Source organism: Pseudomonas kermanshahensis (assembly GCF_014269205.2).
In the GTDB taxonomy this organism is placed as follows: Bacteria; Pseudomonadota; Gammaproteobacteria; order Pseudomonadales; family Pseudomonadaceae; genus Aquipseudomonas; species Aquipseudomonas kermanshahensis.
This window is the reverse complement of the sequence record NZ_JABWRY020000001.1, coordinates 3,513,666-3,536,168: the sequence shown is the minus strand read 5'-3', so window position 1 is coordinate 3,536,168 and position 22,503 is coordinate 3,513,666. Positions and strand designations below refer to the sequence as shown.

Here is a 22,503-nt window from a genome sequence, read left to right as displayed (position 1 = left end):
GAAGATGTTCTCAAGGTTGTTGGCTGATTTGAGCGTCCAGGGACGGCCAGTAGTGGGTGAGCTGCAGGTCGATCAGCGCCTGGCGGGTGAAGCCTGTGGCCAGGTCGCTGCTGATGTCGTAGGGCGTGCGGATCAGGCGGTTGGCCAAGGCGTATTGGCCCAGGGCGTCGTAGTGGGCTTTGAGTTGGGCATCGCTTTTCGGCGCCCAGCGCGCTTTCCAGGCCACCGGGTCGTCCTGGTCATCGCGGCGCAGCACGCTTTCGGCCACCCCGGCGCGGGACGACAGCGCGTAATAGGCGTCGCGGTTCTGCGCTTGGGAGATCCACCAGGCCGCGCGCACCCAGGCCGTGGCCACCAGCTGCGTAAGGTCGGCGTGCTGCTGCACGAAGCGGTCGGTGCCCCACAGGTCGGACACCAGCCGCCAGTCGTTGGCGCCTTGCTTGGTCGACCAGAGAATCCGCGCCACACCTTTGTCTTCCAGGGCGTAGGCTTCGTTGAGCAGCACGGCGGCATCGACCTTGCCGGCCGACACGGCGGCGGCACCGACCTGCGGGTTGAGGTTGGCGATCTTGAAGTCGGTCAGCTTGAGGCCCTGGCTTTCCAGGAAGTTGCTGAAGGCAAATTCCCAGGGCCGCCCGCGGTGCAGGGCCAGGCGCTTGCCTTTGAGGTCCTGGATGCTGCGCACCGCAGAGCCGCTGGGCACCACCAGGTAAATGTTGTTGCCGCTGCCACCCGGCACGATCAGCTTGCCGGGCACTTGGCCGGCGCCAGCGATGACCGAGGGCAGGTCGCCGCGTACGGCGAAGTCCAGGCTGTCGTTGCTGAAACCTTCGTTGATTTGTGGCCCCGCGCCGGCGTGGGGCAGGGCGGTCCATTGCAGCTTCACGCCGCGGGCGGCCAACTGCTGTTCGAGCCAGCCGTCTTCGATCACCCGCCCCGGGATGCCCCCGAAGACCGGCGCGCCGCCTTGGGTGAAGGCAACGATGGCGATGCGCACCGCTGCCGGTGGCTCGGCGGCCAATGTGGTCAGGCTGAGTAACAGGCCGCCCAACAGGGCCAGGCCGTGACGCCAGAGTGTGTTCATGTGCGGCTCCAAACAAGGGTTCAACAGGTCTGGGCCGCGTGCTGCAGCGAACCAGGCATTGCCAGGCCAGGAGCGAAATGCATGCCAGTCTTCGAAAAGGCGGCTGCAGGCCGTTAACGGCGGGGCCTTCAGCACATGGGAGGGGCGCGGCGTGCAGCCCAGCCTGCTGATCGGCACGCAGGGCAGTGCTGGCGCGTTGCTGCTGCAGCAGCAGTCGGTTGTTGGAATATCAGATATTTAAAAATGGAATATATAAATATTAATTAATAATTTTTTGATCTAATTTGTTTCGGGCACTATGGGGCTGCGCGTCAATTGCCAGGAATGCCCCCATGTCGCTGATCACCCACCCTAATGCCCGAGAGCTGACCAAGTCGGTACGTGCCACCGTGCTTGTGTTCAAGGACCCTCGCTCCCAGGAGCTGCTCAGCCGTATCGAGCGCCTGGCGCCCAGCGAGGCCAATACCCTGATCATCGGCGAAACCGGAACCGGCAAAGAACTTGTCGCTCGCCACATCCATCAGCTGAGCCGCCGTGGCCGCGAACCGTTCGTGGCGGTGAACTGCGGTGCCTTTGCCGAAACCCTGGTGGAAAGCGAACTGTTCGGCCATGAGAAAGGGGCGTTCACCGGTGCCACCTCGAACAAGGCCGGTTGGTTCGAGGCGGCTAATGGCGGCACGCTGTTTCTCGACGAGATTGGGGACCTGCCGTTGAACATGCAGGTGAAGTTGCTGCGGGTGCTGCAGGAGCGCGAAGTCGTGCGGCTGGGCTCGCGTACACCGATCCCGATCAACGTGCGCCTGGTGGCCGCGACCAACGTCAACCTGGCCGACGCCGTGGTGGCGGGGCATTTTCGCGAAGACCTGTTCTACCGCCTGCACGTCGCCACCATCCGCCTGCCACCGCTGCGTGAGCGGCCCGGCGACATCCTGCCCTTGGCAGAATTTTTCATCGAAGAGCATTGCCGGCGCCTGGGTTATGAACGTGCGTCGCTCAGCCCGGATGCAGAGCGCAAATTGCTGGCTCACAGCTGGCCGGGCAACATCCGCGAGTTGGAAAACGCGATCCACCATGCCTTGCTGGTATGCCGCTACCAGGTGGTAGCGCCCGCAGACCTACACTTGGTGGACATGAGGCCGCAAGGTGCGGCCCAGGTGTATGCCACGCAGGCCAACGCCCCGGCCGCGCTCGCGGCGCCGCCTAACCTTGAAAGCGCCTTGTTGGCGTTGTTCGAGCAGAACGTGCCGAACCTGTATGAGCACATCGAGGAGACGGTGTTCCGGGCGGCGTATCGGTATTGCCACGGGAACCAGCTGCAGACCGGGCGGTTGTTGAACATCAGCCGCAACATCGTGCGGGCGCGGCTGGAGAAGATTGGCGAATTGTCGAAGGCATGAGGTGCCTGTATCGGGGCTGCTGCGCAGCCCATCGCCGGCAAGCCTGGCTCCCACAGGTACTGCACATGGCTTGAGGTCTGTGCAGTCGAGGTGGGAGCCCGGCTTGCCGGCGATGGGCCGCATAGCGGCCCCGATTTGGCGCGGTTATTTGATAAAGCGAACCTGGCTGTTGATCTTCTCGATCACCGCCCCTTTGCGCGCGTTGAAGCGGGCCTTGTTCTGTTCGAACAGGTTATTGCCCTTGGTGTCGATGGAAATGATCAGCGGGCCGAACGCCCGTACCCGGTTGACCCACAGGGTTTCAGGCATCCCCAGGTCTTGCCACTCGGCACGTTCGATCTCTTCTACCTGCGTTGCAGCCAGCACCGCACAGCCCCCTGGGAACACCGCATGCACGGCTTTGTTTTCCAGGCAGCCGGTGGTGGTTTCCGGCGCCATGCCGCCTTTACCAATAATCAGCTTGACGCCGGTTGGCTCGATGAACTGCTTTTCGAACTTCTCCATGCGCATGCTGGTGGTCGGGCCAATGGACACCATCTCGAAACTGCCATCGTCTTTTTTGCGCACGATAGGCCCAGCGTGGAAGATCGCACCACCGCGCAAGTCAACCGGCAACTCCCGCTTGAGCTCGATCAACCGACGGTGCGCGACGTCGCGGCACGTCACCAACTGGCCGGTTAGATAAACCACGTCGCCGACATTGAGGTTGGCCAGGTCTTCGTCTTTGATCGGGGTGGTCAGGAGCTTTTTCACAGTACTACCCCTTCGTGCGAGAGGATGTCGTAGGACAGGTCGGCGTTGATGCGGATCTTGCCGCGGCGGTGCGCCCAGCAACCGGTCGATACCGGCGTGGGGTTGAGTGCAAATCCATTGTGCGGGCTGCCATGGAAGGAGAGTGGCGAGTTTAGCGGCGAAGACGAGTAAGCTGCGAGCAGTCATCCGACTTCGCCTTGCTCGGTATCGTTGGTCCGCACCAGTTGGGCCGTATCAGCATCGCCCATCCAGTAAATGGCGAGTTCGATGCGGGCCATGCAGGCACTGTTTTCAGCAAACCGCAGTGCTGGCACCACGTTATACTCGGCGCTTTTTGCCCATGGCCGGAGACACTAATGCGCCAGGTTTTGCTCATCGTCGATGTTCAATCCACTTTCAGCCCGCCCGAATGGCTGGTCGACGGTTTGCGGCGGTTGTCGGCGAATATCCCGACCATCGCCTCGGTCGAACTGCACGATGAGCAGGCCACGCCGTTCCAGCGTCAGTTGGGCTGGCACCCGGCAGCCGAGGACGAGAGCCTGGTCGAAGCGGACCAGGTGTTCGTCAAGCATGGCTACGGGCAGACCGTCGAAACCCTCGAATACATCAAGCAACTGGGCGTGGAGCGGGTGCTGGTGTGCGGCATGCAAACCGAAACCTGCGTGCTGGCCGCAGGCTTTGCGCTGTTCGATGCGGGGCTCACGCCAACCCTGGTGACCGACATGACGGTAGGGTCGTCGCTGGACAGGTCCGGGAAGATGGGCATCGACTTGTGGAAGCACCACTTCCGCCAGGTGACGACGTCTGCCGAGGTGCTGGCCGCGCTGGCAATGTGAGCACAGGAAGTGCAATCATTTTGCCATCTTGCCACGCCAATGAGTATCATTGTCGATTGATGGCAGCCTCGATACACCTCGATTGAGAAGGATCTCCATGCTGAAACAGTCTTACCTTGTCGGCGCTATGCTGCTGCCGCTTGCAATGAGCTGGTGTGGCTCGGCGCAGGCCTTCACCGATGGCACTGACCGCTCCGTGACCTTGGAAAAGGTCGAGCAGACCTTTGTCGTGCAGAAGGATGGCAGCCACCGCCTGGACGTCGACAGTGTCTTGCTGATCAATGACGAACGCGCCATCAAGGCCCGCGCCCAGCAGCCGGTGAGCTTCAACCGCTCGCTGGAAACCCTGGAAGTGATCGAGGCCTACACGCAAAAGCCCGATGGGCGCAAAGTGCGGGTGGATGCCGCGCACATCAAGGAACAGCAAGAGCAGGCGTCTGCGCAGGCGCCGATGTTTCAGGACAGCGTCAACAAGGTCATCATCTTCCCTGAAGTTGCGGTGGGGGATCGCCTGGTTCTGCATTACCAGCGCAACCGATTCACGCCGCTGTTCCCGGGGCAGTTCGAAGACATCACCGTGCCGGAATTCCACCCGGTCGAGCAGTTCACGCTGACCTACGACATGCCCGAGGACATGCCCCTGCAAGCGGACGCGCGCAGCTTCAAGGCGTCGATGCCGGCGGCTGCACCCGGGCGCACGGTCTACCGCTGGGACTACGTGCCGGCGGACCGGGCGCGGATCGAGGCCAGTGCGGTGTCCTACCTGGACTACGGGCATTATCTGGCCGTCTCGACCTTCACCGATTTCAAACAGTTCGCCGAGGCCTATCAGGCACGGGCCAAGGTCGAGGTCACGGCACCGATCACCGAGTTGGCGCACCGTCTGACGGCCCACTTACCTACCGCACGGGAAAAGGCGCTGACGCTCAGCGACTGGGTGCGTGAGAACATTCGCTATGTCGCCGTGTATGTCGGTGCTGGCGGGGTGGTGCCACATGCCGCGCAGACCGTGCTGGAAAACCGCTACGGTGATTGCAAGGACCATGTGGCGCTGCTTGAAGCGCTGCTGGCGGCGGCGGGTATCAAAAGCACACCGGCCTTGATCAACCTGGGCAATGCCTATGTGTTTCCCAAGGTCCCTGCGCTGGGGGTGTTGAACCACGTGATCACCTACGTGCCGAGCCTGGACCTGTATTTGGACTCCACCGACCCTTCGATTGCCGCAGGCTACCTGCCGCTGGGCACATTGAACAAGCGCGTGCTGCTGACTGCCACAGGCGAGTTCGGGCGTACCCCGGCCATCCAGCTCAACAAGGTATCCAGCGACCTGAAGTTCAAGGTCAACGGCAAGGGAGCGGCGGATTTCACCAACGTTGCCACCGTGCAAGGCTGGGCCAGCGAGGTCAGCCGTTATGGGGTTAAATCGATGAAGCCGGCCGACCGTGAACTGCTCGTCGAAAAAGTGCTCGGCGCCTATGGGCAGCGCGGCAGCGGCACGTTCGAGGTACGCCCGCCGAGCGCCACTGGCGAGTTTGTCAGCACCGTTGATGGGCGCACGGAAAACCTCGTCAACCTGCCCGGGCCGGTGGGGGTGGTGGCCTTGAGCAGTCTGGCAGGGGGCATCTCGCAGAACGTCTACAGCTTTGCCATGGAGAAGGAACGCAGCCAGCACTTCGTGTGCATTTCCAACGACACCGTGGAAACATCGCGCTTCGAATTCCCATCGGAGGTCAGCGTGCTGGCGATCCCCAAACAGGTGCGTCTGCAAGACGCCAATGTGGAATACAGCGCGCGTTACGCCCAGGAGGGGAATGCGGTGGTGATCGAGCGGCACTTCAAGTTCAGCCGCCCGAACGTGGTGTGTTCACCCGAGGATTTTGCCGCCATGAAGCCGACGCTCGAGGCGATGGTCAAGGACCTGCAGAGCCAGATCATCGTGCAAGCGAGCTAGCCCCCAGGTCGTACGCCAACAGCAACGCGCCTGGCTTACTCGGCCGCCAAGCGCCCCTTCACCCGGTCAGCCTTGTACTGCATGGCCACTGCTGGCGCAGGCTTGGCTGCACCGGTTTCCAGCCACTGACGCATGCGGCTGGCATCGGCGAAGTGGGTGTACTTGCCGAAGGCATCGAGGATCACCATGGCCACCGGGCGGTTGTCCATGCGGGTCAGCAGCACCAGGCAGTGGCCAGCCTCGTTGGTGAAGCCGGTCTTGGTCAGCTTGATGTCCCAGTTGCTCTTGTTCACCAGGTGGTCGGTGTTACGGAAGCCCAAGGTGTAGTTGGGCGCGCGGAAGGCCACGGTCTTCTCGCGGGTGGTCGACAGTTCGCTCAGCATCGGGTACTTGCGCGACGCCATCAACAGCTTGGACAGGTCGCGGGCGCTGGACACGTTCTGCGTCGACAGGCCAGTCGGCTCGACATAGCGGGTGTGCGCCATGCCCAGGCTGCGGGCTTTGGCGTTCATGGCCTTGATGAACGCCGGGTAACCGCCGGGGTAGTGGTTGGCCAGGCTGTTGGCCGCACGGTTTTCCGACGACATCAGGGTAATCAGCAAGGTCTCGCGGCGGTTCAGCTGGCTGCCCAGGCGCACCCGCGAATACACACCCTTCATCTCCGGGTTGTTGGCGATGGTCATGGTGAGCATTTCATCCATGGGCAGCTTGGCGTCCAGCACCACCATCGCCGTCATCAGTTTGGTCACCGAGGCAATGGGCACCACGCGGTCGGCGTGGCTGGCATACAGTTCCTGATTGGTGTTCAGGTCGATCAGCAAGGCGCTGCCCGAAGCCAAGTGCAATTTGGCCGGGTCACGTTGCACCTGGGCCGGGGGTTGTGCAGCAGCAGTCGACGGGAGGGTCGCGGTACCTGTGAGCAACAGCAGCAGGCTGAGGATGGACAGGGATGTTTTCACGTTGAGGCTCACTAAAAGTTGGTATGTCGTTGGCTGTGCAAGGGTTTTCCCCCAAAAAACCGCTGCATTGTGGAGTATGGCCTAAACCGTGTCGAATGCCTTATGACTAAAGGGCGTAACGTGAACGAAATTTAATCCTGTACCAATTCTGTACCAATTACCTGCTGTTCAAGCTTGGCCAATTCGGACCAATCGTTGGCTGAATTCAGCCACTTTGCGTACGTCGTCAACAGCACCTGGACCGAGTGCCCGAGCTGCCCCGCGATGAAGGCAGGGTTCATCCCAGACATGAGGCACATCGTGGCATATGTGTGCCTGCAGTTGTACTGAGGACGCGCAGGAAGCTTCAATGCCGCGATAGCCTCATTGAAGTGTACCCCGGGAGTATCAGTGCCCTTCATGTACGGCGATGAGCCGGAAGGCTGAAAGACGTAGGATGACTCTGTAGAGACTCGGCGCTTCTGTCTGGATCGATAGTGTGCGATCTCCTTTGCCTTGGCCAGGGCGCCCAAAGCTCGACTGTTGAGCATCACGGTTCGGGTGTACTTCGTCTTTGTTCGTTCGACCACTTGCTTTTCCACCACGATCCGGCAGACGTGTGCCGTCCTCTTGTCGAAGTCAATCTCGTCCCAACGCAGCGCCATGACCTCTCCAGTGCGCATGCCAGTGTAGAAGGCAAACTCATAGAACGCGGCGAACACCTGGTTGCATCGGGAGAAGTTCGCATACATCCACGCGATCAGAGCATCAGCTTCTTCCACCGTGAACGGGTCCACCTGCTTCTTGTTCTTCTGAGGCAGTTGGATTGCAGCAGCCGGGTTCCTGTCTACTACCTCGTCATACACTGCTGCTCGGAACATCGCCTTTACCCTGGCGATAGCGGCGCGTTTGACTGTCGAACTCTTCCACTGGGTCTTTGCGACTACCTCCCTCAGCACCATCGGTGTAACTGCCTTGATCGGCAGCGTTGCCAGATGGGGCATCCAATAGTTGTTCATTAACCCCTTGTAGTTGACACGGGGGTCGTGCACTACTTCCAGGCTGTTTAGCCAGGTCTGGGCGTACTCGCCGAACATGATTTCATTCACATGCGCGAGATAGCTGGACGTGGGGAATAGCTCGGCATACCGCTTCTCGTCCAGCACCCCGTGTTTGGCAAGGCTGATTACTTGAGCGCGTAAATCGGCTGCCGCTTTGATCCCCTTGGCGGTTTGGGGATGCGCGAGAGTTTCGGACCGACGCTCACCGTTCCAAGTAAAACGGATCCGGATGGATTTACCGATGAGTTCGACTCCAGTGGGTAGCCCCAGCTTCCTTCCAGCCACGCTTCATATCTCCTGATGCTGTAAAAAATCCGGCCGTCGATCTTCTTCCAGACCCCCTCGGGGATCACGCCGCGGCTTCGCTTACCTTCCAATGCGCGCTTGGTCGTTCCGACCAGCTCTGCCATCTTCTCCTCAGGGACCTTGTCGGATACATAGGCCACCGGCTGGCGATCTTCGTTTTGCATAATGGTCTCCACGCCGCCGATGGCGGCAGGTTGGTGGTCAGGCGGGGATCTTCTTGAGCACGGCGTCAGCCACTTTGATAGCGGCCTGGGCGTCGTTGACGTAGGCCGGATTGAAGCCGCCGGCGTAGTGAATCACTCGCTGGCAGGAATCCAGCTCTTTGCGAACTAGGCGCAGCGCGTGCACCAGCTCTTCCTGCAGGGCTCCCTCGGCTCGGCCGATGTGCCAGAACTCCTGACCCCAATGCCCAGCAGGCGGAGGGTTGCTGTTCTGCTTGCCGAAAACCATGGCTCCGAGGATTGCGTCACAGAGCAGGCGCTTATAGATGTTCTCGCCATCTAGCCCCAGGCCGCCGCGACGGCGCAGAGTGCTCACGACCTCGTCGACGTTGAGGCCGCTGTCCTTGAGCACAATGTCGAGCTCTGGCTTGCCGGCGGTGTAGATCACCAGGGCCAACTTGGCATCGGGCCAGAGGTCGGCGGCCAGGCGCTCCAGGCAGTCGTTCGCTGTGTTGTGGAAGCGTTCTGTTGCGGACATAGGTCATCCTCGCCCGCGCACGTTGGCGGGCTTGAGCAGTAGGGGGAGGGGTTAGGCTCGAGCTTCGAACAGTTCGATTTGCGCTGCCGGGGTGTCGCGGATGCTGATTGCCTCGGCGATGCGCTGCTGGGCAACATCGATGTACCCAAGCGGGTTACCATGTTCGTCGGTGTCTTTCTCGATGCCGATGAAACGTCGGCCCAGCTGGACGCAGGCAACGCCGGTCGTGCCGCTGCCCATTGTGTTGTCGAGCACCATCTGGCCAGGATTGGTGTAGGTGGCGATCAGGAAGCGCATCCAGCTGACTGGCTTTTGGGTTGGGTGGAAGTTTGCCGTCTGCTTGTCGCTCGAGAAGAATTGAACAGAGCGCGGGTGCCGGTCCGTCGAGTCATACTCGGTGAGCGACAGGGCCTTGCCGTAACACTCCGAGTTGACCGTCTTCCGCTTCGCCGTGCGCCGCTCGTGGCCGGTTGTCATCTGCGGGTTGTACACCGGCTGGCGCCGGTAGAAGACCTGGGCGCTTTCGTGCGCCCGCAGAGGCTGCTTTTTCGCATTGAGGAAGCCGGTGGCGTTGCCCTTCTCCCAGATCCACTCGTAGCGGTAGTCTCGGGGGTTGCTGGCGACCACCAGCGAGCTGAACGGCTGGGCTGCGCAGAGGACGATGGCCGCCTCTGGCTTGGCGATTCTCAAGTACTGCTCCCAGAGGGGGGCGAATGGGATCACCGCATCCCAGGCACACTGCGTAGTGCCGTAGGGCAGATCAGCCAGCACCAGGTCGACGCTGGCATCTGGGATCGACCTCATTACCTCCAGGCAGTCGCCTTGGTACAGGCTGACTTCGCTCATCGCGGCCCCCTGTAGATCAGGTAGGCCATGTACATCAGGGGCAGGATCATGGTTGGGTCTCCTGCTGGACCCCAAGCTCTCCCATCACCTCGGTGGCGATGGCAAAGCCAGGGCTACCAAGTGGGCATTCCTTGATGATGCGGTTCAGTCCATCGATCAGATCGCGGGCTGTGCCGATCATCATGTCGGCGTCGGCGTCCATATCCAGGCCGAGGGCTTCGCCAATGCTGCCGATGGAGACGCAGGCATCCAGCAGCATGCGCTTGCTGCGCTCGGCCTCCTTGCGCAGGGCCTGGATTTCGGTCAGCAGAGATTCGACGCCTGTAGCCAGGGTTCGATGGGTCTCGTCGCCGCAGAACAGTCGATCAGTGAGTAGGGAAGGTTGCGCCCACACTGGATTAGCTGGGCCACTCGGCAGGACGCCGGAGGAGGGGAATTGGTGTCTAAAACAGCTCGAAAACAACTCGATTCTATTGGTCGAAAGTCGTCCTAACTCGCAGAACCATATTAGACAGTTCGAAGGTGTAGGCCGCTAACGGCGCGGCCTGAGGGTCGATTCTCACACTACTGCCGCAGTACTGGATGAAAAACTAGTCGCGCCCCCAATGCTCATCTACAACGATGTTTCGGTTTGCATCCCGCTGCACGAGCGACTGCCGCTGAGTGCCCTTGTAGTCAGTTTCATCGCGGCGCTCTACCCAGCCAACCACTTCGCCTTGGGCATTGAGAATTGTGTACTCGTACACGTCTTCTTCAGCCATGGACCCCTTCTGGTAATGCCGGCCCGAATGCAGGGTGTCGCCACCATTCAGCTTCAGTTTTTTCTTCCACATTTCTTGCTCTCCTTGAGCTGCGAAGGGTGGCAAGAACGTAGCATCTGCTGGTAGTGCGCACCATAGTTGTCATCGAAAATCGGTTCCAAAACTGAAACGGCGACCCTTGCAGTATGCGGCCTGTAGCCGTGCCGTTTCGTCATTGTTTTGGAATCGATTTCGCCGCTGGCGCCGTAAGGGTTGGGCGTTTGTACCACGGTCTTGAAAACCGCTGAGCAGAACCTACACCAGGACCGCACCTGTGACCAGGCTTGATCGGCCTCTACGAACGACTGCTTTCGACCCATTGCAGTCATTCATGGAAAAGAGTTGGGGCCAAGAGCGAACCATGAGAACCGATGATCGTATGAGGCACGACCTTTCAAAGTCGCGAATCATCAAGCCGGCAGGATGCGCGTCCAGTAACGGGTAAGTTGCTGGATTCGGATTGGCAACGAACGGGCGATAGTGTTCAATGTCAGCTCAATATTACCAAGCGAATACGAACCCGACACCCGCAAATGGCTGACCTCGGGCGCGCAGCCAAGATAGCCGGGGCAATAGCGCTGCAACTCATCGATCAGTATGTCCAGCCTCCAGCCTTCCACTTCCAGCCGCCCCTGGGCCCAGGCCTCTTCGCCTCTTTTCAACGCCTGCGAGCCCCTCAGTCTCTGACGATCAAAAGTCACTGATTGTCCTTGCTCGATCACGACCACATCGTCAGCCTGCTCAGGACGTACCGCCACGGCATGCTCGTAGACGCTAAGACGCGTCAGCCCGTCGAGCTGGCGCACGGCGAAACGAGTGCCCAAAGCGCGCAGCTCACCTTGGGCACTGCGTACCAGGAACGGGCGGGAGTCTTTGCCTGTAGTGACATGAATTTCCCCGGCCCGAAGAATCAGCAGGCGGGTGCTGGCGTCGAAGACAACATCCAGCGCAGTATCGGTATCGAGCACCAGCAAGGTTCCGTCAGCAAGTACCTCTTGGCGCTGTTCACCGATGCGGGTTTTAACGTCGGCCATCCATTTTGGCACAATGCCATATCCCTGCCATGCCAATGAACTCGCCCCGGCACCCAGCAGCAGCCCTTTGAGAAGGGTGCGGCGATTTGGGCCGCTTTCGCGCAGGGTGGACTTTTCCATGACGTCCCAAGTCAATTGCTGCGGCATGCGGCCAAGGCGTGCCTGCAATTCGGTCAACTGCTGCCATGCCCACTCATGCTCCGCACTTCGGCAGTGCCAACGTTGCCACTGTGCGCGCAGTGCCGGGTCATCAGGGCTCGCGGACAGTTGCGCGAACCACTGCGCAGCATGGCGAAGCGCTTGGCGCTGGGCGTCGTTGGTCACCATGGATTGTGCACGAAATACAAGAGGCAACGTTCGGTGGCTCGGGCCATGTATTTGGTGACTGAGCTGGCGGACACCTGTAGTTGTTCCGCAATTTGAGGGTAAGTAAGCCCTTGCACCTGCGACATCAGAAACGCCGTTTTCGCCTTCACGCCCAGTCCGTCAAGCATGCGATCCAGCTCCAGAAGTGTCTGAAGCAGGGCAAGTCGTTCCTCGGCCGAGACTTCGAACGACTCAGGTTGTGCTGCGAGCACTTCGAGATAGGCACGCTCTACTGACTGGCGGCGAAAACTGTCGATCATTACCCGCTTGGCGATGGTTACCAGGAAATGACGTGGCTCATTGAGCGTGGCCGCCAGGGGTTCACGGCGCTCGGCGAGTAACACGCGTACAAAGGTGTCTTGGGCAAAGTCGGCCGCCGCTTGCGAACACCCGGTGCGCTTGCGCAGCCAGCTTATCAGCCAGGGTTGATGGTCGTTGTAGAGCGTCGCGATAGGGTTGCCAGACGACATGTCGGTGCCAAGCAGAGAATAAGAATTAATCGCAATATAGTAAAATGGTAGCCTTAGGGCAATCGACTTTCGGGCCAAAACAACGGAGCCAAAAAATTTTCAAAACGCGTTGTCACTTTGCCCCCGGCAGCGCGACTCCTTTTGCAGATACCTCATAAAACGCCGACAACCGCATTAGGAGAAAGCATGCAGCATCCCCTTCCTGGCATGTTCACCGCCAAATTGAACACCCAAAGCGCGCTGTACCTTGTCATGTTTGGTGTATCGGTGTTGATGGCCACTCCAGCGCTTACCCGTGCTGCCGAAAGCCAAGAAACAGCTCGTACGCAGCATCAGCAGGAGTTTGCTATCGAGGCCGGATCGCTGGCTACCGTATTGAACCGCTTTGCGACCGAAGCAGGCGTTGTCTTGTCGTTTGACAACGGGCTTACCGAAGGTAAGCAAAGCCGGGGCATCAACGGCCGTTACAGCATCGATCAGGGCTTTTCAGTCTTGCTGAGCGGTTCTGGATTGCAGGCGGTCGCTGGTGGGGGTAACAGCTACGTGGTATTGCCGGCCACTCCGTCGGGCTCAATGCAATTGGGCGTGACCAACGTAACAAGCTCGGGGCTGGGCGCCATCACCGAAGGGTCGAGATCCTATACGACCGGTAGCACCAACACAGCAACGAAGATGAGCCTCTCGCTGCGAGAAACACCGCAGTCAGTCAGTGTCGTCACGCGTCAGCAAATGGATGATCAAAACATGCAGTCCCTCGAAGACGTTGCCAGGGCTGCCACGGGTATCAATACAACCAAGGATTTCGGTACCGAACGATCACGCTATTTCTCCCGGGGTTTCCAGGTCAACGACCTGCAATACGACGGCGTACCGACTAGCATTTCCGAAAGCTACTCGATGGACGTGACCTCTGTTAACAACATGGCCATCTACGACCGGGTAGAGTTTGTGCGCGGCGCCAACGGCCTGATGCAGGGTGCGGGAAACCCTTCGGCGGCCATCAACTTGGTGCGTAAGCGGCCAACGGATACCTATAAGCTCAAAGCAGAAATCGGCGGCGGCTCCTGGGATCATTACCACAGCCAGATCGACGTGAGTGGGCCTTTGAACGAACAGGGCACGCTGCGGGGCAGGACCGTACTGCTATACGATGCCGGCAATAGTTTTGTAGACCGTGCCGACAAAGAAAACCAGTTGTTCTACGCCATTGGCGAAGCCGACTTGAGCGAAGATACGACGGTAAGCCTTGGGACCGTGTTGCAGAAGGATTATCACGGCGGTTATGACTGGGGCGGCTTGCCTACTCAACTCAATGGCCGCTTCTATCCACTGTCGCGTTCGGCTTCTTTTGCGCCAAGCTGGGCACATCTGAACAAAATCAATCGCACGGTATTTGCTGACATCAAGCATGCGTTCAATGATGACTGGAAACTGACCGTCAATACTAACTTCATGTGGTCGAATGCCGATTTTCTCGGGCTCTACGGCAACAACATTGGTAACGACCAGTTCCGGCTGGCCACCAACGATACAAAATACGACGACGAACAAATCAGCCTTGATGCCGCGCTGAACGGTGCATTCTACCTGCTCGGTCAGCGCCACGAACTGGTGTTCGGCGCTAACGCGCGCAAAGACCGGTTCATCAACGAGTCGCGCTACAACAACAACCCAAGCGTGGTCGATATTCTTGATTTTTCCCCTTCACAAGTGGCTTCGCCCACCTACAGCTACGAGCGTATCCAGTACCGCAACGTACGCAAGGACAAAGGGCTTTATGCCGCCACCCGACTGAACCCCAGCGATGATCTGCATGTGATCTTGGGCAGCCGTTTCAGCTGGGTTGACTACACGTCTTCTGACTATGAAGACCGTTTCAAGGAAAATGGAAAAGTCATACCCTATGCTGGCGTCGTCTATGACCTCACTGACGATGCCTCGGTTTACGCCAGCTACACCGAGATTTATCAGGTTCAAAGCAACTACGACATCAACAACAAACTGCTCAACCCCATCACCGGCAGCAACTACGAAATCGGCCTCAAGAACGAGTTCTACGACGGGCTGCTCAATACGTCTGTGGCGGTATTCCAGGTTGACCAAAGCCACTTACCCCAAGCGGTTGTTGGCGCACCACGTATCTGCGGGCCAGGACGTAGCTCAACGTGTTACGAGGAGGGCGGCAAGGTCCGCAACCGAGGATTTGAGGTAGAGGCTTCTGGAGAAGTTCTCCCCGGTTGGAACGCCGTGCTCGGATACACCTACAGCCACCCTGAATATATTGGCGGAACCCGTAAAGGTACCGACTACGCCACCGAAACCTCCCCGCGCCGGTTGGTTAAACTTGCGACCAATTATCGTTTGCCCGGCGAGCTGGGCGATTGGCGTGTAGGTGGTAGCCTCTATCATCAGAGCAAGGTCTATCTAGGTAATGTGGAGCAGGGAGCGTACAACCTCGTCGATCTGAACGCTAATTACCAGATCAACAAAAACCTGAGCGCGCAGCTGAACCTGAACAACGTGTTCGACAAGCATTATTACTCCGCCATCTATAACTCGAACCTGGGCAATTACTACGGCGAACCACGCAACTTCGCCGTGACGCTGCGGTACGAAAACTGAAAAGATCTGGTCTCGCCGCAGCAATGTGGTTTGCGGCGAGATTACAAATATGCACTGAACATGGACCTACCACCCTATGCGAGTGGCTGCTATGGGTCGAAAGCGGACAGTCAGCGACAGCTACCAGGTGATACCAATTTTGATACCACTGATGGGGGAAGAAGGGGGGCGGAGGGGCGTTTCGCCCAATAAAATCAACCTTTTAGCACCGCCAAAAACCCCTGAAAAACTGCATGGTGATGTTGGCGGTAGACGTCAGCCAGGGCTCTTGGAGGGGGGCGATCCGAAGTTAGGTCGAGCCAGTGCTGAGGTTGTCTTAGGCGCTTTGTACAGCGCTGCAGGCGGGCGAAAGGGGTCCAAAATCAGTTCCAAAACAGAAAGGGCGACCCTTGTAGAATGCGGGTTACAGCCCGGTAAATCTCGATTCGTTTCGGAACTGATATTTCCGCCTAGGCCGCGTGAGGTGGCAATTCTTGTACCGGATTGCAAATCCGGGAAAAGGTCTGTTTTAGGTCTCGAAACTGCGAGCCAGCCTCTGCAGCGCTACCGTAACGTTCGCACGTCGAATAGGTATGATCCGATAACTTCTGCACGCCGAGCGAAGTGCTGGATCTCTTTTCCTTTGAACAGCTCGTGTCGAGGTGTGCGCTCGGCGATGACGTCTCGAATGGCGTCATAAAACTGCTCGTAGACGATCGAATAGCCAAGCTCTTTGAAGGTCGCGCGCAAGGCCTGGTGAAAGCGTTCTTCGTCGTTAGGGTGTCGGGTGTGCCAGGTGTCCCTGTGTAGCCACGGTAGGAGAAATAGCTTGAGTGCCTTCATGTCCATGGGGAGCTTCCTGCAGCTTCGGAAAACGCGATTCTAGCGACGCACAAATCGATTCCAAAACTGAAACGGCGACCCTTGCTGTATGCGGCCTGTAGCCGTGCCGTTTCGTCTTTGTTTTGGAATCGATTTCGGAGCTGATGCCGCATGGTTTGGGCACTTAGCCCACGGTCTTGAAAACCGCTGAGCAGAACCTACACCAGGACCGCACCTGTGACCAGGCTTGATCGGCCTCTACGAACGACTGCTTTCGACCCATTGCGGACATTCAACAGAGGCTACAATACAGCACCAAATCACCAACAACTGCCTGCCCTACTGTTCGTCTTCCTCAATAAAGCTCGCAATCGCATCAAGGTGTTGTATTGGGAGCGTCGACAGCCAGTCTCTGCCTAGCGTTCGTGCGCCAGTCGCCATGAAGGCGAGAGCTGTAATTTCTCCACGCCGCGGCACGGCGTGATAGAAGGCACGTGTCAGGCGCCCGAAGACCCTCGATAAGTGCTGCCCCTGCCTGAGGGCCTAAAGCATTGGTTAGGGGCCGTCAGCATCCTGCCCCGGGGCGACGGAATGCTGCATCCTTAAAATGAATCGCTGGGTTTCGGGCAATAGTTTCTGGAACACCTCGTCCAGTTCCGGGGCAATCTGGATATCCCCGCCTCGTAAACCCTGGGCAACCTGATCCTGGTAACGCTCAACAAAACGCTGCCGGATGTGCAGTGCCTCGGGGGTATCGTTGGCGACAAGTTCTTCAAGAACCCCTTGCACTGCCTGCATGAACACCAAGCTGCGCTTGTACTGCTGGTCTCGAAGCCTGGATTGCTCGAGCGCTGCTGCATAATGCTCATCCATGACCTCAACCCTTGCCTGCAACAGGTCATTGGTGCTCTGCAACGCCTCAAACGCTTTTGACATTCCAGTCGTCTGTCCGCCCTCGGCGCGCCCGCCCGCTTTCGCGACTTGGGAGAGTTGTTGGTACATCAGTTCAATCATTGTCTCCTGACGCTCTACAACGGCCCTGAGCTGCACTGCCTCCTCGAAATACTGCCGTAGATGCCCCCTCAGCGGCTCCAATTTTTCATTGGCGCACGCCGCTCCCGCATCCCAGCCTTGCGAGTAGCCGTGGGAATGCCCTTCATCGAAGCCCTCCTTGCGCCCTTCTCGCTGCCCCTGGCTGCGCCCGACATGCAAGTTGGAGATCGCATGGTCCAGCGACCCGGTATAACCGCCATCCAGGCCGCCACCGCGCCTGCCCGCACCCCAGTTGTGATCCATCTGCCACCTCCTATGATCCACCTGTCGTTAGCATGCCCACCGGCGAAGTCTGGCACAGGGTGGCGGCTGAATGTCAGCGTCGTACAGCGCTCGGAATCGAGCAACATTGGTGTGGGTAGCCTTGGGCTGGCCATGTCCTTGTTGCTGCCAGTACCATCAAAGTGCACCGTGACGTGCAATGAATCATTCATGCCATTTCCCTATGAACATACGTCGGATCAGTCCGCATTCAACTTCAGAATGTGATCACGTATTGCAAACCCGGCCTGGTCGATGAGTGGTTCCCAGAACTCACGCCCCCTGGTCATGAGTGGCGATCCTCGCAAAGCGTCCGCCGAGGCATGCAGTGCAAGCACCCCGAACTCTTCAGCCATGCTGGTGACGCTGCGCTTACGCCTGTCCAGGTTGTCATACGGTTTCTGATACCACGTCGCGATCTGGAACTCGACACCCTGCTCTTCGAACTTGGCGTACAGATGAGAGACCAGTGAAATCATGGTTTCGTGAATCAGGCCAGGATCAACGCCCTGTGTTTCCAGGAAAGCCTGGGTAGCAATCTGGGCAACCGCAGACAGATCTTCGTGGGTATAGCCAGACATCGGCGGGAAAACGCCATCCGGCAATTCCATCTCGGCACCTAAGTCGTGGCAGGTATTTTCATCATCTTGCATGAAGGGCTCCAGAGCAGTTCAGCTCATGAAAATGAATGCCGACAAAGTGCAGTTGAACACATGCAGCCCTTGCTGGGCGAGTGTGGCCAGGCTTATCCAGCGCTCGTAACGTCGGTCGAGGGCTCCATCCTGGCTCGCGAGTTTGCCCACGAACGTGCCGCACAGCAGGCTGACGTCAGCCAAGACTGGCTGAACGCTGCCGATATACCCACCACAGGGATCATCGAGTCAGCCGCAGACGACATCTGGAACATGAACCCCTAGCCAGAAATGCAGGCACAAAACCGACACAAGCAGGTGAATTCACGCGCTATCGCGAAGCAGTCTTGAACTGCCGGGTGCTGTCCTTGCACCCCATGGATGCAACCGTGAACAACACCTCATACCGCGTGTATGCACTGGCATAAATGCTCGATGGCCTAGGCCCCTTGTCCACGGTCTTGCTGTATGCAAGCACCGCATCGCACGCGATAGCATCCACGACCTGGTTGCTGACACTAGCCGCACGCTGGCGCATCCCCAGCTCGAACTGCGCATCATCCAGAACAACCGGCGTACGCGCTGGCGTGGTCGCCAATGCAGCGTAAGTCCCTTGGGTTTCCCCCAGCAAACGTACGGCAATCGTGATACCGCCACCGTTCTCGATCCGCGGATACCCGGCAAACCGCGCAGTGAACTTATCCGTAGCCGCCAACTGGCTTACCGTACGACCCACCACTTTGGCCCAGTATTCATTTGGCGGATTGGACGGCTCATAAGCTGGCGCCCCTCGATCATAGGGCTTGCCCGCCATCCTGAGCTGCTCCTGGCGCAAGAAGTAGCTGGAGCGGCATTTATTACTAATCTGCGCCTCCAGCGGCCGACCAGACTTTGCGCTGTAAAGCAAAGCGGATGCGCATTGCAGCTCGAACTGCCCATTGAGGTACAGTGGCTCACCGGTCCCCAGCGGGCTTATAGTGGGGATAAGGTTGACCGCCCCCCCACCTGCACCACCCGCAACCCCGGTGACAAGGGCATTAGGCATCATCGAGGTCAGCGAATTGACAGCCTCGTCCGAAAAGCGAATCTTGGTGGTCCCGTCCGGCATCTGCTCGGTGGTTACACAGCCCGCCATTCCCGCAGTCGCCAGCAGGAGCAGGATGAGTTTGTACTTGGTCATGCTTGTGTCCTTACTTTGAAAATCGAACCAATTTATCAACCCCACCTGCCTTCAAGGTGAGGTCTTAGTTTACCGTGGCATTACTGGCTTAAAGTTCCACGGCAACAACGCTTCGAAGTCCTGATAGGGGTCGATGATGTACAGGACATGACAGGTGATCATGAAATCGTTCCTTGATTTGGGATCGCTATTTTAGGGGGGGGCAACGACGGGTCAAGAGCAATGACAATCGCTCACGTGCGGATGTGATTCTTGAGTCGCTCTTGGTTTGGTACCTCGAATGGCTGCAAAGGGTCGAAAGCGGACAGTCAGCGACAGCTACCAGGTGATACCAATTTTGATACCACTGATGGGGGAAGAAGGGGGGCGGAGGGGCGTTTCGCCCAATAAAATCAACCTTTTAGCACCGCCAAAAACCCCTGAAAAACTGCATGGTGATGTTGGCGGCAAGGGATGAGGACTGGTGGCGGAAAACCGCTGTATGTGCGTACAGCCAGCTCGTACCAATTTTTGTACCAATGGCTGTGTTTTCCAGTGGGATGCAGTGTGGCGGTATGGGCTGGAAGGCCCGTAAATACGGGCTTTCCTCACTTTCGAAAACTCGCCAAACCCCAAAAAACATCTGTGGAGTATGGTCGAAGTGCTGTCGATTGCTCGTTGAAGCGACCCGGCGAAATGAAAAAAGCTTCATGCTGGATCGGTTCTGCCGCCTCCGCTCGTCGGATCACACGGGCAAAAAAAGACCCGCCAAGCGGCGGGCCATAAGGTAGGGAGCAACGCACAACAAATACTGTCAAGCGACCAGGGTATCTGGCTGCAGCTGGTCGGCCAGGGCTTGAGCCGAGGCTCGGGTCGCCAAGGGGCCGCTCACGGGTTCACCGTTACGCACCAAGTACCAGCAGGCCAGCAGGCCTTGCTGACGCAGTGAAGGGGGGACGGCGCTGCCGACGACGGACATGATCTGGATAGTGGCCATGTGGACCTCCTGTAAAACATGGCCCTACCTTACGCAGCGGCCGCAGCGGTTTGAAATTAACTGAGTTGATAGTGATCATTGGTTTTATCAACGGTCACCAACGGGGTGGCCCGTAGTACACCGGGGGCGGGCCGTAATAAGGGCGATAGCCCGGTGGCGGCGGGGCCGGTGCATAGTAGGGCTGGTAGTACACCGGCTGCGGCGGCGGCTGTACGTAGACCGGCTGCGGCGCGTAATAGACTGGCTGGCGCTCCACATACACGGTGCGATCACGACCGCCATAAACCGTTGCCCCCACCACGGCACCGACCACCGCCGCGCCTAACAGCGGGCCGGGTCCATACCAACCACCGCCACCGCCATGGCCACCATGGGCAGCAGCTTGTCCGCTGATGGCCAGGGCACCGACCAGCAGGGCGATTACGGGAATGTGACGGTTCATAAAGCGTCCTCGCAGGGCAACCCCACAGATGGGGCCCTATTACTATGACTCCTGCCTCTGTCAGCTGAGCACAGGGAAACGGTAAAGGTTGTGTAAGGGACGACAAGCGGCTGCGTCTGATACGCTGAACAAACGATTCAGTTCTGAAAATGGAGCAGGTTATGTCGACAACTCCCAGCAGAGACACAGTGCTGTGCATCTCCCTGGCCGGGCGGCCTGGCACCTTCGGCGTGCGTTTCCACAACCACCTCTACCAACAGTTGGGGCTGGACTACTACTACAAGGCCATGAGCACAGACGACCTGCCCGCGGCGGTCGCAGGCATTCGTGCCTTGGGTATTCGTGGGTGCGGGGTGTCGATGCCTTACAAGGAAGCTTGCATGGCCTTGGTCGACGAGGTGGACCCGTCCGCTGCGGCAATCGAGTCGGTCAATACCCTGGTCAATACCGGTGGCCACCTGAAGGCCTACAACACTGATTACCTGGCGGTGCGGCAGTTGCTGGCGCAACACGGGGTCGACCCGACGACTGCGTTTGCTCTGCGCGGCAGTGGTGGCATGGCCAAGGCGGTGGCGAGTGCCTTGCGTGACGCGGGCTTTACCCAGGGCACGATCGTCGCGCGCAATGAACAGGCGGGGCGGCAACTGGCGGATGTTTGTGGTTATCGCTGGGTGGCTGAGCTCGGCGACCTGTGCCCGCCGATGCTGATAAACGTGACGCCGATCGGCATGGCTGGCGGGCAGGAGGCCAACGCGCTGGCCTTTAGCGAGCAGGCCATTGCGGCGGCCGAGCGGGTGTTCGATGTGGTGGCGATGCCGGCGCAGACGCCGCTGATTCGCCGGGCCCAGGCATTGGGCAAGCCAGTGATCACGGGCCTAGAGGTGATTGCGCTGCAGGCGCTGGAGCAGTTCGTGCTGTATACCGGCGTGCGCCCTACGCGTGAGCAAGTAGAAGCAGCCGTCGCATACGCGCGCGACCCTCTGTAGGAGCAGCCTTGTGCTGCGAAGAGGCCGGTACAAGGATCATCAATCTCTGATCGCTGCACCGGCCTCTTCGCAGCGCAAGGCTGCTCCTACAGGAGGGGCGCGCTATGTTGCGTCAATCAGAAGGCTTTGTGCCCCTTGTCCAGCTGTTCATCCACCAGCGCACGGCCATGGGCCAGCGACACATGCTGGGCATTCTCAAGGTCTGAGAAGAATTTCATCGGCATCGAGATGCGCTTGCTGGTGTGCCCTTCAGGGTCGGTGATCAGGCAGCCGGCGGCATAGGGCAGGGGGGAGTCGGGGTGGGGCATCACACTGGCGGTGATGGTGTACTTGCGGTGCTCACAGTGAAGAGATTGCATCGTCCTTACCTCGCTGTGCTTATGAAGCGGTTACCTTCATATACCACAGCAAGGGGCCGGGAGTTCCCGGCCCGACGAGCGAATAGCGGTGTGCCTCAGCCCTTGAGTTCGGTCGGCTGGATCACTTCGATCCAGTAACCGTCCGGGTCCTTGACGAAGGCCAGGTGGTTCATGCGGCCATCTGCCAGGCGTTTCTGGAAGGGCACGTCGAGTGCTTCGAAGCGCGCGCAGGCCTCACGCACGTCCGGCACCGAAACGCAGATATGGCCGAAACCGCGTGGGTCGGTGTTGCCGTTGTGGTAGGCAAAATCGGCGTCGTTTTCGGTGCCGTGGTTGTGGGTCAGCTCCAGAACGCCTGGGATCGACTTCATCCACTGATGGCGCTCGGCGTCATCGGCAGGGATCTGTGCCGGGTCGACCAGGGCCAGGAAGTACAGGCTGAAGGCGGCTTCCGGGAAGTCGCGCTTGTCCACCAGGCGGAAGCCCAGAACACGGGTGTAGAAGTCCAGCGACTTCTCGATGTCCTTGACCCGCAGCATGGTGTGGTTGAAGACGAACTTGGAGGTGGCGGCGTCCGGCTGCGCGGTGACGCCAGGCAGGGTTTGCAGATCGTGCAGGCTCATGGGAACTCCTGAGACGGGGCCGGTGCG

General features: G+C 59.0%; 25 protein-coding genes and 1 pseudogene. 6 read left to right on the top strand and 20 right to left on the bottom strand.

Going from position 1 to position 22,503, the window contains the following annotated elements:
• Positions 1 to 10: 10 nt before the first annotated feature.
• On the bottom strand, positions 11 to 1,084 hold the full coding sequence (locus HU764_RS16050) for an ABC transporter substrate-binding protein (RefSeq protein WP_099430933.1): 1,074 nt from the start codon (positions 1,082 to 1,084) through the stop codon (positions 11 to 13).
• Positions 1,085 to 1,416: 332 nt separating this feature from the next.
• On the opposite strand from HU764_RS16050, the gene HU764_RS16045 reads away from it, so the two are divergent.
• Complete coding sequence (locus HU764_RS16045) at positions 1,417 to 2,481, top strand: sigma-54 interaction domain-containing protein (protein ID WP_099429798.1); 1,065 nt, start codon at positions 1,417 to 1,419, stop codon at positions 2,479 to 2,481.
• A gap of 144 nt (positions 2,482 to 2,625) precedes the next feature.
• On the opposite strand, the gene ttdB is transcribed toward HU764_RS16045, so the two are convergent.
• Positions 2,626 to 3,234 (bottom strand): L(+)-tartrate dehydratase subunit beta, encoded by a 609-nt coding sequence (ttdB, locus tag HU764_RS16040; protein ID WP_186703475.1) that lies wholly within the window; start codon positions 3,232 to 3,234, stop codon positions 2,626 to 2,628.
• Positions 3,231 to 3,326, bottom strand: a pseudogene (locus HU764_RS27985) (L(+)-tartrate dehydratase subunit alpha); the annotation flags it as partial. The gene ttdB and the pseudogene HU764_RS27985, both read right to left, overlap by 4 nt.
• A 264-nt stretch (positions 3,327 to 3,590) precedes the next feature.
• On the opposite strand from HU764_RS27985, the gene HU764_RS16030 reads away from it, so the two are divergent.
• Together HU764_RS16030 and HU764_RS16025 are read left to right on the top strand one after the other, a co-directional pair.
• Positions 3,591 to 4,070, top strand: coding sequence for a cysteine hydrolase family protein (locus HU764_RS16030; RefSeq protein WP_027593733.1), 480 nt, complete (start codon positions 3,591 to 3,593; stop codon positions 4,068 to 4,070).
• A 97-nt stretch (positions 4,071 to 4,167) separates the two neighbouring features.
• A complete protein-coding gene (locus HU764_RS16025; RefSeq protein ID WP_186703474.1) occupies positions 4,168 to 6,021 on the top strand; it encodes a DUF3857 domain-containing transglutaminase family protein in 1,854 nt (617 codons plus the stop codon).
• Positions 6,022 to 6,056: 35 nt separating this feature from the next.
• On the opposite strand, the gene pbpG is transcribed toward HU764_RS16025, so the two are convergent.
• The 9 genes from pbpG to HU764_RS15985 all read right to left on the bottom strand — a co-directional run bounded on the left by pbpG (position 6,057) and on the right by HU764_RS15985 (position 12,541).
• Positions 6,057 to 6,980, bottom strand: coding sequence for a D-alanyl-D-alanine endopeptidase (gene pbpG / locus HU764_RS16020; RefSeq protein ID WP_027593731.1), 924 nt, complete (start codon positions 6,978 to 6,980; stop codon positions 6,057 to 6,059).
• Between the two features lie 131 nt (positions 6,981 to 7,111).
• Positions 7,112 to 8,245, bottom strand: coding sequence for a tyrosine-type recombinase/integrase (locus HU764_RS16015; protein ID WP_338109085.1), 1,134 nt, complete (start codon positions 8,243 to 8,245; stop codon positions 7,112 to 7,114).
• Complete coding sequence (locus HU764_RS27980; RefSeq protein WP_338109076.1) at positions 8,146 to 8,490, bottom strand: hypothetical protein; 345 nt, start codon at positions 8,488 to 8,490, stop codon at positions 8,146 to 8,148. Before HU764_RS27980 ends, HU764_RS16015 begins: the two co-directional genes overlap by 100 nt.
• Positions 8,491 to 8,527: 37 nt before the next feature.
• The gene (locus HU764_RS16010; protein ID WP_186703472.1) at positions 8,528 to 9,025 is read right to left on the bottom strand and encodes a hypothetical protein; all 498 of its coding nucleotides are present in this window, start codon (positions 9,023 to 9,025) and stop codon (positions 8,528 to 8,530) included.
• Between the two features lie 51 nt (positions 9,026 to 9,076).
• A complete protein-coding gene (locus HU764_RS16005) occupies positions 9,077 to 9,871 on the bottom strand; it encodes a DNA-methyltransferase (protein ID WP_186703471.1) in 795 nt (264 codons plus the stop codon).
• Positions 9,872 to 9,917: 46 nt separating this feature from the next.
• On the bottom strand, positions 9,918 to 10,265 hold the full coding sequence (locus HU764_RS16000; RefSeq protein ID WP_338109075.1) for a hypothetical protein: 348 nt from the start codon (positions 10,263 to 10,265) through the stop codon (positions 9,918 to 9,920).
• A gap of 196 nt (positions 10,266 to 10,461) precedes the next feature.
• A complete protein-coding gene (locus HU764_RS15995; RefSeq protein ID WP_186703470.1) occupies positions 10,462 to 10,704 on the bottom strand; it encodes a hypothetical protein in 243 nt (80 codons plus the stop codon).
• Between the two features lie 377 nt (positions 10,705 to 11,081).
• Positions 11,082 to 12,032, bottom strand: coding sequence for a FecR domain-containing protein (locus tag HU764_RS15990; RefSeq protein WP_189662446.1), 951 nt, complete (start codon positions 12,030 to 12,032; stop codon positions 11,082 to 11,084).
• Positions 12,026 to 12,541 carry a sigma-70 family RNA polymerase sigma factor gene (locus tag HU764_RS15985; protein WP_186703469.1) on the bottom strand — a complete coding sequence of 172 codons (516 nt, stop codon included), beginning with the start codon at positions 12,539 to 12,541 and terminating at the stop codon, positions 12,026 to 12,028. The genes HU764_RS15990 and HU764_RS15985 overlap by 7 nt, the downstream gene beginning before the upstream one ends.
• Before the next feature lie 186 nt (positions 12,542 to 12,727).
• Here HU764_RS15985 and HU764_RS15980 point away from each other — a divergent pair, with 186 nt between their 5' ends.
• Complete coding sequence (locus tag HU764_RS15980) at positions 12,728 to 15,163, top strand: TonB-dependent siderophore receptor (protein ID WP_225935664.1); 2,436 nt, start codon at positions 12,728 to 12,730, stop codon at positions 15,161 to 15,163.
• Between the two features lie 543 nt (positions 15,164 to 15,706).
• On the opposite strand, the gene HU764_RS15975 is transcribed toward HU764_RS15980, so the two are convergent.
• The 3 genes from HU764_RS15975 to HU764_RS15965 all read right to left on the bottom strand — a co-directional run bounded on the left by HU764_RS15975 (position 15,707) and on the right by HU764_RS15965 (position 17,931).
• On the bottom strand, positions 15,707 to 15,991 hold the full coding sequence (locus tag HU764_RS15975; protein ID WP_186703468.1) for a hypothetical protein: 285 nt from the start codon (positions 15,989 to 15,991) through the stop codon (positions 15,707 to 15,709).
• A gap of 528 nt (positions 15,992 to 16,519) precedes the next feature.
• Entirely contained in the window at positions 16,520 to 17,260 is a 741-nt protein-coding gene (locus tag HU764_RS15970) for a FliH/SctL family protein (protein WP_186703467.1), read from the bottom strand.
• Between the two features lie 218 nt (positions 17,261 to 17,478).
• Positions 17,479 to 17,931 carry a hypothetical protein gene (locus HU764_RS15965; RefSeq protein ID WP_179053003.1) on the bottom strand — a complete coding sequence of 151 codons (453 nt, stop codon included), beginning with the start codon at positions 17,929 to 17,931 and terminating at the stop codon, positions 17,479 to 17,481.
• A 60-nt stretch (positions 17,932 to 17,991) separates the two neighbouring features.
• Between HU764_RS15965 and HU764_RS15960 the strand changes: the two genes are divergently transcribed.
• A complete protein-coding gene (locus tag HU764_RS15960) occupies positions 17,992 to 18,195 on the top strand; it encodes a hypothetical protein (protein WP_225935663.1) in 204 nt (67 codons plus the stop codon).
• Between the two features lie 46 nt (positions 18,196 to 18,241).
• Here HU764_RS15960 and HU764_RS15955 read toward each other — a convergent pair whose 3' ends face one another.
• The 3 genes from HU764_RS15955 to HU764_RS15945 all read right to left on the bottom strand — a co-directional run bounded on the left by HU764_RS15955 (position 18,242) and on the right by HU764_RS15945 (position 20,508).
• Complete coding sequence (locus tag HU764_RS15955) at positions 18,242 to 19,090, bottom strand: hypothetical protein (protein WP_063912471.1); 849 nt, start codon at positions 19,088 to 19,090, stop codon at positions 18,242 to 18,244.
• Between the two features lie 793 nt (positions 19,091 to 19,883).
• Positions 19,884 to 20,066 (bottom strand): hypothetical protein, encoded by a 183-nt coding sequence (locus tag HU764_RS15950; RefSeq protein ID WP_027593730.1) that lies wholly within the window; start codon positions 20,064 to 20,066, stop codon positions 19,884 to 19,886.
• Between the two features lie 94 nt (positions 20,067 to 20,160).
• A complete protein-coding gene (locus tag HU764_RS15945; RefSeq protein ID WP_027593729.1) occupies positions 20,161 to 20,508 on the bottom strand; it encodes a hypothetical protein in 348 nt (115 codons plus the stop codon).
• A gap of 161 nt (positions 20,509 to 20,669) precedes the next feature.
• Between HU764_RS15945 and HU764_RS15940 the strand changes: the two genes are divergently transcribed.
• Positions 20,670 to 21,494, top strand: a complete 825-nt coding sequence (locus HU764_RS15940) for a shikimate 5-dehydrogenase (protein ID WP_186703466.1) — start codon at positions 20,670 to 20,672, stop codon at positions 21,492 to 21,494.
• A 116-nt stretch (positions 21,495 to 21,610) separates the two neighbouring features.
• On the opposite strand, the gene HU764_RS15935 is transcribed toward HU764_RS15940, so the two are convergent.
• Both HU764_RS15935 and gloA read right to left on the bottom strand, forming a co-directional pair.
• The gene (locus tag HU764_RS15935; protein WP_099429788.1) at positions 21,611 to 21,853 is read right to left on the bottom strand and encodes a hypothetical protein; all 243 of its coding nucleotides are present in this window, start codon (positions 21,851 to 21,853) and stop codon (positions 21,611 to 21,613) included.
• Positions 21,854 to 21,948: 95 nt separating this feature from the next.
• On the bottom strand, positions 21,949 to 22,476 hold the full coding sequence (gene gloA / locus HU764_RS15930) for a lactoylglutathione lyase (RefSeq protein WP_186680490.1): 528 nt from the start codon (positions 22,474 to 22,476) through the stop codon (positions 21,949 to 21,951).
• Positions 22,477 to 22,503: the final 27 nt, after the last annotated feature.